Source organism: Novosphingobium sp. ERN07 (assembly GCF_012641335.1).
Lineage (GTDB): Bacteria > Pseudomonadota > Alphaproteobacteria > Sphingomonadales > Sphingomonadaceae > Novosphingobium.
In genome coordinates, this window is the sequence record NZ_JABAID010000003.1 from 78,379 (window position 1) to 90,543 (window position 12,165).

A 12,165-nucleotide genomic window follows, 5' to 3' on the forward strand; every position below is an offset into this window, starting at 1 on the left:
AAAGGCTTATGGATATTGATCTCTCTCCCGAAGAACTGGCCTTTCGCGATGAAGTGCGCGCTTTTCTGGCCGCGAACCTCCCGGCCGAGGTAAAGGACGGCGCGGCCTCTTCGCCCACCGTCTTTGTCGAGCCGGACATTGGCCAGCGCTGGAACGCGGTCCTCAACGAAAAAGGCTGGCTGGGATACCAGTGGCCCAAGGATGTGGGCGGCACGGGCTGGACGCCGACGCAGCGCTATATCTTTGAAAAGGAATGCGCGCTGGCAGGCGCGCCGAACCTTACCGTGCTGGGCCTCAAACTCGTGGCCCCGGTAATCTACACCTTCGGCACGCCCGAACAGAAGGCCAAGTATCTGCCCCGCATCCTTTCGGGTGAGGATTACTGGTGCCAGGGCTTTTCCGAACCCGGCAGCGGATCGGACCTTGCCAGCCTGCAATGCCGCGCGGTGCTCTCTGCCGATGGCACGCATTATGTGCTGAACGGATCGAAGATCTGGACCACGCACGCGCACTGGGCGAACAAGATGTTCGCGCTGGTCCGCACCAACCCCGAAGGGAAAAAGCAGGCCGGCATCTCGTTCCTGCTGGTCGACATGAACCAGCCCGGCGTCACCGTTTCGCCGCTGCTGACGCTGGCGGGCGATCACGAGGTCAATCAGGTCTTCCTTGAAGACGTGATCGTGCCGGTCGAAGATCGCATTGCCGAAGAGGGCGATGGCTGGAAGCTGGCCAAGTTCCTGCTGGAAAACGAACGCGGCGGATCGTGCCATTCGCCCAAGCTGGAATACGACCTGACCCAGATCGAAAGCGCCGCCGCCGACGAAGGCGATGGGCGCGGCGGCAAGCTGGCCGACGATACGGACTGGAAGCGCCGCGTCGCCAAGGTCCGCCTCGGCATCCAGAGCCTTGAGATGATCGAGCTGAAAATCCTGTCGGAAGTGGCCAAGGGCCGCCCGCCGGGTCCGCAGACTTCGCTATGCAAGCTGCTGGCATCGAACCTGCGGCAGGATGTCGATCTGCTGGCCGTCGATCTTTATGGTGCGGCGGGCCTGCAGCTTGATTTCGCGCGGCCATTCTATGGCAGCAATGCGCCGCAAGCCATTCATTCGAAGGCTGCGCAAGTCGCCTCGGCACGCTATCTCAACAGCCGTGCATGGACCATTTTCGGCGGAACCAACGAAGTGCAGTACGGCATCATCGCCCGCACTGTGCTCGGTCTATAAAGGGAAAGAAGGATGCAACTGAGCCGCGAGGCGCTACTGCGCGCCTATCGCCAGATGAAGGTGATCCGCGAATTCGAGGAACGCCTGCACGTCGATATCCAGACCGGTGAAATCGCCGGGTTCACGCATCTTTACTGCGGGCAGGAAGCCGTGGCGGTGGGCGTGTGCGAACATCTTTCGGTCGAAGACAAGATCGTCTCCACCCATCGCGGCCACGGCCACTGCCTTGCCAAGGGCTGCGATGTGAACGGCATGATGAAGGAAATCTGGGGCAGCCGCGAAGGCTTGTGCAAGGGCAAGGGCGGTTCGATGCACATTGCCGATGTGGACAAGGGCATGTTAGGCGCCAACGGCATCGTCGGCGCAGGCGCGCCGATTGCGGTGGGCGCGGGCATTTCGTGCAAGATCGATGGCAAGGGCCATGTGGCCATCACGTTTTCGGGCGACGGCGCGTGCAACCAGGGCACCACGTTCGAAGCGATGAACATGGCCGTGGTGACCAAGGCCGCCACGATTTTCGTGTTTGAAAACAACCACTATTCCGAACACACCGGGTTCGAATATGCGGTCGGCACCAACAAGGACATCGCCAGCCGCGCCGAAGCGTTTGGGATGAAAGTGTGGCGCGGGGACGGCACCGATTTCTTCAGCGTGTTCGAAACCATGCGCGAAGTGCTGGAATATGTCCGCGTGCCCGGCAACGGCCCGGCGGCGGTGGAATTTGATACAGAACGCTTTTTCGGCCACTTCGAAGGCGATCCGCAGCGCTATCGCGGCCCCGGCGAACTCGACCGTATCCGCGCGGAACGCGATTGCCTGAAGAAGTTCCGCGAAAGCGTGACCGCGGCGAAGCTGCTGGCGCACGAAGACCTTGATGCGCTGGATGCCGAAGTGCTCGAAGCCATCGAAGAATCGGTTCGTCAGGCCAAGGCTGCCGACCGTCCCACCGCCGAAGACGTCCTGACCGACGTTTATATTTCGTACTGAGACGGGGGAGCGAACCAATGGCAAAGATGATGTATCGCGATGCCGTCGTCTCGACGATCGCAGAAGAAATGGCCCGCGACGAAAACGTCGTATGCTTGGGCGAAGATATCGTGGGCGGCATGGGCACCCCCGGCGGGCCTGAGGCCATCGGCGGGATCTGGTCCACCTCCACCGGCCTGTTCGGCAAATTCGGCGCAGACCGCATGATCGACACGCCGATTTCGGAAAGCGCCATCATGGGCGCGGCAGCGGGCCTTGCGCTTTCGGGCAAGCGGCCGATTGCCGAACTGATGTTTGCCGATTTCATCGGCGTGTCGCTTGATCAGATATGGAACCAGTTGGCCAAGTTCCGCTACATGTTCGGCGGCAAGACCAAGTGCCCTGCGGTCATCCGCATGGCCTATGGCGCGGGCTATAACGCGGCGGCGCAGCACAGCCAGGCCGTCCACCAGATCCTCACCGGGATGCCCGGCCTCAAGGTGGTCATGCCCACCACGCCGGCTGACGTGAAGGGCCTGCTGCGCACCGCGATCCGTGATGATGATCCGGTGATCTTCCTTGAACACAAGGCGCTTTATGGCGTCAGCGGCGAAGTGCCCGATGACCCGGACTACATGATCCCCTTCGGCCACGCCCGCCTTTCGCGCGCAGGGCAAGACGTGACCATCGTGTCCACCGGCCTGCTGCTGGGCTTTTGTGAAGCCGTGGCCGACAAGCTGGCTGCCGAAGGCATCGGTTGCGACGTGATCGACCTTCGCACCACCAGCCCGCTGGACGAAGAAGCGATCCTCGATTCCGTGGAAGTGACGGGCCGCCTGATCGTGGTGGACGAAGCCCCGCCACGCTGCAGCCTTGGTGCCGATATCTGCGCGCTTGTGGCCGAAAAGGCCTTTGCCAGCCTCAAGGCGCCGCCGCTGTCGGTCAACCCGCCGCACACCCCCATCCCGTTCGCGCGTGAGCTGGAATCTGCCTACCTCCCCTCGGTCGACAAGATCGAAGCGGCGGTGCGCAAGGTTCTGAGCTACCGCTGAGGAGGCGCGAAATGGCCAATATCCGCCCGTTCTGTATGCCCAAGTGGGGCATCGAAATGACCGAGGGCACCATCGCTGAATGGATGGTCAACGAAGGCGATGCCTTCACCAAGGGGCAAGTGCTGTGCCTGATCGAAACCGCCAAGATCACCAACGAGGTCGAAGCGGAATACGATGCGGTCCTGAAGCGCCTGCTAACCCCTGCCAGCGATGAAGCCCATCCTGTGGGCGCGCTGCTGGGCGTCTTTGCCGATGCCGATACGACCGATGCCGAAGTCGATGAATTCATCGCAGGCTTCAAGCCCGCTGAAACATCGGTGGCGGCCAAGGGCGGCGGCGGTTCCGCCCCTGCCCCGGCTCCGGCAGCAGCGCCCGCCGCTGCGGCCCCTGCCCGCACGCCGACCAAGATCGTCACCAACCGCGCGATCAGCCCGGAAGCGCTGAAGCTGGCCGAGGCCGAAGGCGTAGACATCGAACCCATCGCAGGGTCGGGCCGCAACGGTCGCATTACCTATCAGGATGTGGTGCAGGCCCTGCGCCCCGAACGTGCGCAATCGTTCAAGGGCAGCGCGCAACTGGTGGAAGACACGGCGCAAGCCTTCGCCTCCCCCCTCGCCCGCCGGATCGCTGCGCAGCACGGCATCGCGCTGGGTGCGATCAAGGGCACCGGCGCGCGCGGTCGCATCTCGAAGGCCGACGTGCTGGCGCTGGTCAAGCCGACCACAGCCGCCACGCCCGTGTTCGGCGCACCGTTCGAACTGGTGGCCAACCAGCCCACGGTCCAGCCTTTCGACAAGGTGCGCAAGGTCGTGGCAAAGCGCCTGACCGAAGCAAAACAGACCATCCCGCACTTCTACTTGCGCGTTTCGGCGGCAGTCGATGACCTGATGGCCCTGCGCAAGACGGCAAACCTCGTGCTGGGCACCAAGGCTTCGATCAACGACTACATCGTGAAGGCCGTGGCGCTGACACTGGTGAAACATCCTGACGTCAACGTGCAGGTCCACGGCGATAGTGTCCACAGCTTCCCCCATGCCGACGTGGCGATTGCGGTGGCCAGCCCCAAGGGCCTTGTCACCCCCATCGTGCGGCAGGCAGACCGGATGCACATCGCCCAGATCGCCGCCACCACCCGCGCGCTGATCGACAAGGCGCAGGCTGGTAAGCTGGGGTATGAGGACATGGACGGCGGCACCTTCTCCGTTTCCAACCTCGGCATGTTCGGCATCGAGAACTTCGATGCGATCATCAACCCGCCGCAAGGCGCGATCCTTGCCGTGGGCGGCGTAAACCGCGTGGCCGTGGAAGCCGAGGGTGGCGACATCGCCTTCGAAAGCCGCATCCAGCTCACCATGTCGGTCGATCACCGCGCCATCGACGGCGCATTGGGCGCGCAGTTCCTGCAAACCCTCAAAGGCCTGCTCGAAGCGCCGGAGGGCCTGTTCGCATGACCCGCAGGATCACTGAACTCGGCCCCGTAGGCCAGCTTGCCTACCTGCCCTCAGATTTCGATGCCGCAGTCCGCTACTGGACCGAAACGATGGGCGTTGGCCCGTTCTACCTGATGGAGAACGTGGCCCTCGGCGATTGCAAATACAAAGGCGTGCCGACGGCTGCGGTCTTCTCCATCGCCATCGCCTACTGGGGCGACGTGCAGATCGAACTGATCCGCGCGGAAAACGCCGAACCATCGATCTACACCGGCGAATATGCGGTGAAAGACCGCCTGCACCACATCTGCATCTTCGTCGATTCCATCGCTGAGGCGCGTGCAGCCTGCGCCGAAGCAGGCGCGGAAATCCTTGTCGAAGGCACTGTGGGCGCGGACGGCGAAGTGATCTACGTCGATGCGGGCCAAGGCCCCGGTCACGTGATCGAACTGCTGCAGAACATGACCGGCGCCGATGCCATCTTCCAAATGATCAAGGACGCCGGAAAGGACTGGGACGGTTCGGAGCCGCTGCGCAAACTGGGATAGGGCGCCCCCGGCGCCCTCCCCTCACCCGTTGCGTATGGCCACCAGCTTCTCGAACGCCCAGGCCGAACTGCACATCTCGGCCAGATCGCGCTGCGCTTCCCAGCCCAGCTCCGCCCGCGCCAGCTCCGGCCCGGCATAGCACGATGCCACATCGCCCGGGCGACGCGGCGCGATCTTGTACGGCACTGCTACCCCGTTCACCGCCTCGAAGGTGCGCACCAGATCCAGCACCGAATGCCCATTGCCCGTGCCAAGGTTCCACACCGAAAGCGCCCGCTCGTCCGCCCCGATCCGGTCGAGCGCGGCCAGGTGCCCCTGCGCCAGATCGACCACATGGATATAATCGCGCACGCCTGTGCCATCGGCCGTTTCGTAATCATCACCAAACACCGAAAGCTGCGGCAACCGCCCCGAAGCCACCCGCGTCACAAAGGGCATCAGATTGTTGGGCAACCCGTTCGGGTCTTCCCCGATCAGACCGCTGGCATGGGCGCCCACCGGATTGAAATAGCGCAGGATCGCGATCCGCCAATCGGGATCAGACGCCGCCAGATCCTCCAGCATATGCTCGACGATCAGCTTGGTCCGGCCATAGGGATTTGTGGCAGAGCGCGGGTGCGCCTCGTCCAGCGGCAGGTATTGCGGCGCGCCATAAACGGTGGCGCTCGATGAAAACACCAGCTTGCGCACGCCCGCCTGCTTCATCGCCTGCAACAGGCACGCCGTGCCCCACACGTTGCTTTCGTAATAATCCAGCGGCAGCGCCACGGACTCGCCCACGGCCTTGAGGCCCGCAAAGTGGATCACCGCATCGATGGCATGATCGGCAAACACCCGGTCCAGCGCGGCACGGTCGCGAATGTCGCCTTCCACCATCACCGGCGCGGCCCCGGCGATCTGCTCCACCTGTACCGCCACATCGGGCTTGCTGTTGGCGAAGTTGTCGAAGCAGACCACACCATGCCCCGCCTCGATCAGCGCCACGGCGGCGTGGCTCCCGATATATCCCGCGCCGCCCGTCAGAAGAATGTTCATCGCTTGTGTCACCGCATTGCTTGCTTCATCCTCGCCATACCCGCTTGCACCACCACGCGCGAGTTGAAACGATTGCACAACCGATTAATTCACCCTCCGACCAACGCAACCTAACGGCGATTTAGGTTGACAATAGCATGGTAAGGCACTTGTTTTGCCACGCTTATGAATATCTCTCTGCCAAAGCCCCTGATCGAAGCCTACGCACAGGCACAGGCAGACTTTGCCCGCGCGGCAGAACGCCTTGCCCTCTTCCCCGAACCCGCCGTCCTGCTCGCCCATGTCCGCGCGGCCGAGCGTGAGGCGCTGGCGTGGCTTGAAGGCGAAGTGCTGATCCCCGATCAGCTCGCCGTGGACTATGGCTATTCCCCCCGCGCATGGCGGCGCTGGCCTTTCGCCTTCATCCGTGTGTTCGACCGCCCCCTCCCCTCGCCCACAGCCCTCACCGCCGCCGCCGTGGCGCGCTGGATCAATGCAGCGGACCTTGATGATCCGGTGGCCCAAATCTGGCGCACACGCTCTCTGGTGGCCAGCACAGAGCATCTTGGCGGGTGGGAGCGCCGCGCCCGGCAAACATCGCACCTGCCCCGCCTGATCGCAGCGGCAGACATCGCCGCAGATTTCACCCGCACTGCCCCCCTCACCCAAGGCAACGCCTCGATCGCCATGACGCTGGCCGAACGCCACGCGCTGAACAACGCCGCGTTATCTGCAGGTGGCATCACCGCCATCGGCCTCAAATCCCGCAATATGCCGTGGCGCGCGCTGGTGCGCGGCAATTCGGACGACGATTTCGATGAACTGACCGAAACGGCTCGCGATGCCCGCTGCCGGGCCGCATGGCTCGACGGGCTGGCTGCAGGCGCGCAAACCGTGGTCAAGCTGGACCGGGCCCTGCGGATTTGGCTCGAACGTCTTGATACAGCCTGCGCCGGGCGGCGGAGTTCATCGCACTTGCGCGCGCTATGCCTGCTGGCAGGCGCCGGCCCATCGCTCACCGCTGCCCGCGCCGCGCAATCGCTCCAGCTTTCGCGGCAGGCCACGACGAAGCTTCTTGCTCAAGCGTGCGAACTGCGGCTCCTGCGCGAGATTACCCATGGCAATGCCTTCCGCCGATACACCATCGATGTGTGATCAGCACCGCTTCCCCTTCTCCCCTTTTCCATAATCAGGCGAAGCTTCGCTGGCGGGTTAGAAAGCCTTTAAGGCTAGTTAGAAAAGTTAGACGTTCCGGCACTAAGCGCGACTCGCCATATTTCACTGAGTCGTAGAGCATGGCGCGTTCCCGGAATGTCGAACCTCCGTTCCTGAAAGTTCGACCATGCGTTCCCGAAGGGTCGGAGAAGCGTTCCTGATGGGTCGAAGCCCTACAAATGTGCGTTCCCGATGTATCGATGGACGGCGCTGGGTTCGCGGCGCCCTGTGGATATTGAATCACTTTCGTCATGCATGTTGGATTTGAGGTTCAAATTCTGTGGAGAAGCGCCAGCGACGAATTCGGCGCTGCACACTGCACTTTCCACGCCCGACACTTCGGGAACGGCAGGAGCGCGGGGGCACGACATTTTGCGAACGCGGAGCATCACAAGTCCACCCTCACCCGCCTGCTGGAGGGGAGCGAGACATACCAAGCGATAGCGAAGTTGGTCGCAGCGGGGTGGGCTTGTGAACTATCGTGCTGGAGGATGGCCGCGCTGCCGATGACAGATAGCCGTCACCCTGAAGCAGGTTCACGGTGACGGTGACATTATAGAGATGTTGAGAAAAATGAGCGCCGAGGTCAGCAGGGGGCGATATCCGTCTGCCTTCCAGGTTGCGACGCTCCCCCAACACTCAGCGGCGCAGGGTGTGCCCGTTCTTTTCGTGATGGCGCTTCACAAAGCCGATGAAGGCTTTCTGCCAGTTGGCGGGAAGGCGCGCAGGATCGGCGTTGACCCAGCGTTCGAATTCAGCGTGCAGCGCGTGCAAATCCCAGCCGGGGCAGGTTTCGCGCAAATGCTCAATCGTGTCATCCGCCATGAAACCGCGCGTGGCGCTGTCGCTTAAGCCGGCAACTGCGCGGCGGATCAGCGCACTGGCGTCGATCACTTCCGCTTGCGTGCCGAAGCCGCCCGATGGCCCGACTTCCCGAATAGTCGCGGCTCCCTCGGTTGCGGCCTTGAACTTCGCTTCGCTCCGTTTAACTTCGTTGAACTTTGCTTCGCTCCGTTTCCCCGGGGAAACATTCGTAGGTTGGGGGACAGCGCTTACTGCTGTCTCTACCCTGCCCCGCTCATCCTGAGCCAGTCGAACGATGCCTTCCGCTCCGTCCTTGCCGTCAATCCGGCGCATCCGCAGCATGGGTTCGCCGCCTTTGGCCACTTCCACCGACAGGCCATAGCCCGGCAGCGCGTCCTTTTCGGCAAGCTTCAGGATTTCGAACTTGAACCGGCGATATTCGCCTTCCGCGCCCGATTTCTCGAACAGGACGGGCATGGAGATGGCAAAGCCCCCTTCCCCTGCCCCGCCGGCGTGTTTGCGCGCGACCTTGTATAGCCAGCGTTCGCGCCCGCCGGTAATGTCAAAATAGGCGCGGTCGATGGACAGGACGCCGCCCTGCATCATCACGCCTTCCCAGAACCAGTTCGATAGTTCGATGGTCATCCCGCGCGAACGCTCGGTCTTTTCGTCGACCAGTTGGGTCCAGCCATCGAGCCACGAGAACGTTGCCTCGCGCCGGTTCTCCGCGCGGATATTGGTTTTGATTGTCGTAGCGACTAGGCGATCCAATGCCTGGCCAAGAAGTTCATAGGCGCGGCCTGTCGTGGGCCTGCCGATGGCGCGCAGCAGATCATAGGGCATCAGGTGCAGCTTGCGCGGCACGTCGTTTACGCCGCGTCTGCCCATATCGGCCAGTACGCTGGCGCAATAGATCAGGATATCCGCATCCCAGATCGTGGCCATGCCATAGTCCGGGCTGGCCGAGACGTGGACCCACAACTTGCCGTCAGGGCTGGTGTAGTCGATGGGTTTGACGCGCTTCGATTTGGCCAGACTGAAGAAGGGCCGCTCCATCATCTCGCGCTGATCGCGTAAGGGCATGTCCGCCACATAGGGCAGGAACATTTCGAACTGTTCGCCGCCGGATGCCATCGGCCGGGCAGAGGCGGGACGTGCAGATGGGGCAGGGCGGGGGCGGTTCATGCGATGTTTCCCCGGGGAAACGAGCCGAAGGCGAATTCAACGAAGTTAAACGAAGCGTAGCGGAGTTCAGTGCGGTTCGACGAGGAGGACAATGTTTCCCCGGGGAAACACGTGCCGGACCCTCCCGCGTCATAGGGTGGCTTCGCTGCGCGCCATCCGTGTTTCCCCGGGGAAACACCCTTCGCTCGAAACACAAATGCTGCGCTTTGATCCATCAGCGGTGCAGGCCCCGGCCTTCGATTTCCAGATCGACCAGCACGCAACGCGCTAGTTCAACTAGTTCCTCAAGGCTCATGCCCGATCCCGAATGCAGGCGAAGCGTCACACCCTGCCGGTTGACCGATTGCAGGGTGAGGGCAGGGCGATCAAAATCGCTGTTGTAGGTCACCGGACCGCTGCGCTCGGTGTCGGTTGTCCGCGCGGCAAGAAGGCGGGCGATGACTTCATTGGCCGGGATCGCCGCATCGCCCATGCGGCGGCGCTCGTCCTGAACTTTGGCCAGCGCTTTGGCTTCGCGAAGGATAGCGGGGGCGGCGCTGCGATCATCGAGCGCCTGCGCCAGCGGATAGGCGGGCTTCAACTGAACATCGGCCGGGCTGGCGAAAGCCGCCAGCACCTGATCGGGCAGGCTCGCCACTTTGAGCATCTTGGACAGCCAGCCCTTTGACAGCTTTAGCCGTTCGGCCATGCGCGTCAGGTGGCTGCCATAGTGATCGTGCAAGGCGGCGGCATAATTGCGCGCGCGTTCAAGGTCCGACACGTCCTTGCGTGCGCGGTTCTCCAGATCGGCAAGGCGGAACGCGGCCTCGTCGTCCAACTGGGCGACTTGGGCCACGAACTGCATTTGCGGATAGGAATTGGCGCGCAGCCACGACACCGACCAGTGCCGCCGGGTGCCGGCGATGACTTCATAGTCATGGTCAGGATCACCATCGATCCGGCGCACCACCGCAGGCACCTTTTGCCCGCCTTCGGCAATCAGGGAATCGATCAGTTCGCGGCAGGATTCTTCGGAAAGGTGTTCGTAGGACCGGGCATTGCCTTTCCACACCCGCACCCGCGCCGGATCGAGCAGAAGCTGCGTAACCTGCCGCACTTCGCCGCTCGCTACCCGTGCCAAAGCGCTTTCGCGACCCAGCAGAGTCGTGCCGCGCAGCCGTTCTGCGCGCGCCGGGGCGGGGGAGGGGGCTTCGATTTCGGCAGGCGATTCGGTTACGGGTTGCGCCAAAGTTTCTGCTTGTGTTTCAGTGGCTTCCTCGTCCGCCAACAGGGCGGCGAGATAGTCCGATTGCTTACGCGCCATAAGTCACCTCACTTGCATAGGCGCAGAACATAAAGTGAACATTGTGTTGTAGGAAAGAGGCGGGATCAGGCATGGATCACATCCTCCTCACGCGCCGGAGCAACGCGGCCCCAGCCTGCGCGCACGAGCTGTTCGATCTGGCCCATCGCTTCATCGAGGTTGGCGCGGCAGCGCTTGTGCGTGCGCGGGGTGCCGATAGCCTTTTCCAGTTCATAGACCGTCATCATGCGCAGCGCGGCATGGCTGATCTCTGCACTTTCGAGGATGGGGACGGGGAGCAGGGCAGGCCCGAATGTCTGCTCCATGATCGTGCGCACCATTTCGTGGCTGGGATCGCCGCCATCGAATTTGGAGCAGATCAGCCGGACGAAGGAATAATCCACCGCGATGCCCGCTTCGATCAATTGCGCGATCACCTGATCCATCATCGACAGGAACTGCACCGTGGAGCAGAAATCGGGCGTGGTGGCGGCCAGCGGCACCAGCAGCGCATTGGCGGCCTGCATCACCGCGAGCGAAATCGTGCCCAGTGCGGGCGGCGGATCGAGGATCACCACGTCATAATCGCGCGCCATGTCCATCAGCCCGGCCTTGAGCTTGCGGAAACGGGCGGCGAGGACCGATTGGCCATCGGCGCCCGATGCGGCCAGTTCGTACTCCACATCGAACAGTTCAAGGTTCGACGGGATGAGATCGACATTGGGCCAAGGCGTGCGCTTGACCGCATAGAGCAGATCGGTCTGCGTCGGGTCGATGGAGAGATAGGGGTAGAGCGTTTCATCGCGCGTGATGTTGAAATGCGGGTTGAAGCCGAACAGCGTGGTGGTTGTCGCCTGACTGTCGCAGTCCACCACCAGCACGCGATAGCCCTGCACCGCGAAATAGTGGGCGAGGTGGGTGGTGACGGTGGACTTGCCCACGCCGCCTTTGAAGTTCTGCACCGCGATGATCGCGGGCACGTCCATCGGCGCGCGGGCAGGGGAGGCGCCCAGCACTTCGCGCATGTGGAGCAGTTCTTCCATCGAATAGCCGAGCCGCCGCCCGTTTTCGCCCGATGGGGGAGGAGGCAGGCGGCCATCGTCTTCGGCCATGCGGATGCGGTTGGTGGAGCAGCCGAGCAGTTGCGCCGCTTCGGCAATGCCAATGCGGACATTGAGTCCCTTGCGACTGTCTGGCAGAAAGGCCTTGCGCCGAAGCCGCTCGATCATCTTCTCGCCCGCTGAGGCAAGATCGCCGATTTGGCTGACAATTGAATTCGGATCAGACATCGCGCGCCTTTTTGAAGGTATTCTGCAGAACAAATAGCGTATTTCCTTCAAACGCGCAATCGGGAGCGCGTTTGGGTGCGGGATGCTGCATATTGTGGCACTCAAGGTTCAGAAATCCACATATTGTGGTCAGTATGGTGCGATACCCGCCGAATCA

At 62.6% G+C, this 12,165-nt stretch carries 10 protein-coding genes; 6 read left to right on the forward strand and 4 right to left on the reverse strand.

Annotated features, from left to right (window positions below):
• Positions 1-8 precede the first annotated feature (8 nt).
• From HGI47_RS05850 to HGI47_RS05870, 5 genes are read left to right on the forward strand one after another with little or no spacing between them, the layout of a single operon-like run.
• Complete coding sequence (locus tag HGI47_RS05850; RefSeq protein WP_168851898.1) at positions 9-1,223, forward strand: acyl-CoA dehydrogenase family protein; 1,215 nt, start codon at positions 9-11, stop codon at positions 1,221-1,223.
• A 12-nt stretch (positions 1,224-1,235) separates the two neighbouring features.
• The gene (locus HGI47_RS05855; protein WP_168851899.1) at positions 1,236-2,210 is read left to right on the forward strand and encodes a thiamine pyrophosphate-dependent dehydrogenase E1 component subunit alpha; all 975 of its coding nucleotides are present in this window, start codon (positions 1,236-1,238) and stop codon (positions 2,208-2,210) included.
• Between the two features lie 17 nt (positions 2,211-2,227).
• Positions 2,228-3,241, forward strand: a complete 1,014-nt coding sequence (locus HGI47_RS05860; RefSeq protein ID WP_168851900.1) for an alpha-ketoacid dehydrogenase subunit beta — start codon at positions 2,228-2,230, stop codon at positions 3,239-3,241.
• Positions 3,242-3,252: 11 nt separating this feature from the next.
• Positions 3,253-4,692, forward strand: coding sequence for a dihydrolipoamide acetyltransferase family protein (locus tag HGI47_RS05865; protein ID WP_168851901.1), 1,440 nt, complete (start codon positions 3,253-3,255; stop codon positions 4,690-4,692).
• Positions 4,689-5,219 carry a VOC family protein gene (locus HGI47_RS05870; protein ID WP_168851902.1) on the forward strand — a complete coding sequence of 177 codons (531 nt, stop codon included), beginning with the start codon at positions 4,689-4,691 and terminating at the stop codon, positions 5,217-5,219. Before HGI47_RS05865 ends, HGI47_RS05870 begins: the two co-directional genes overlap by 4 nt.
• A gap of 21 nt (positions 5,220-5,240) precedes the next feature.
• Here the strand turns inward: HGI47_RS05870 and galE are convergent, their stop codons facing one another.
• Positions 5,241-6,254 (reverse strand): UDP-glucose 4-epimerase GalE, encoded by a 1,014-nt coding sequence (gene galE / locus HGI47_RS05875; protein WP_168851903.1) that lies wholly within the window; start codon positions 6,252-6,254, stop codon positions 5,241-5,243.
• 165 nt (positions 6,255-6,419) lie between these two features.
• On the opposite strand from galE, the gene HGI47_RS05880 reads away from it, so the two are divergent.
• Positions 6,420-7,388: a hypothetical protein gene (locus HGI47_RS05880; RefSeq protein WP_168851904.1), complete on the forward strand. Its 969-nt coding sequence runs from the start codon at positions 6,420-6,422 to the stop codon at positions 7,386-7,388.
• Between the two features lie 699 nt (positions 7,389-8,087).
• Here the strand turns inward: HGI47_RS05880 and HGI47_RS05885 are convergent.
• The 3 genes from HGI47_RS05885 to HGI47_RS05895 all read right to left on the reverse strand — a co-directional run bounded on the left by HGI47_RS05885 (position 8,088) and on the right by HGI47_RS05895 (position 12,008).
• Entirely contained in the window at positions 8,088-9,386 is a 1,299-nt protein-coding gene (locus tag HGI47_RS05885) for a replication initiator protein A (RefSeq protein WP_168852139.1), read from the reverse strand.
• 265 nt (positions 9,387-9,651) lie between these two features.
• On the reverse strand, positions 9,652-10,740 hold the full coding sequence (locus HGI47_RS05890; protein ID WP_168851905.1) for a ParB/RepB/Spo0J family partition protein: 1,089 nt from the start codon (positions 10,738-10,740) through the stop codon (positions 9,652-9,654).
• Between the two features lie 65 nt (positions 10,741-10,805).
• Positions 10,806-12,008 carry an AAA family ATPase gene (locus tag HGI47_RS05895; RefSeq protein ID WP_168851906.1) on the reverse strand — a complete coding sequence of 401 codons (1,203 nt, stop codon included), beginning with the start codon at positions 12,006-12,008 and terminating at the stop codon, positions 10,806-10,808.
• Positions 12,009-12,165: the final 157 nt, after the last annotated feature.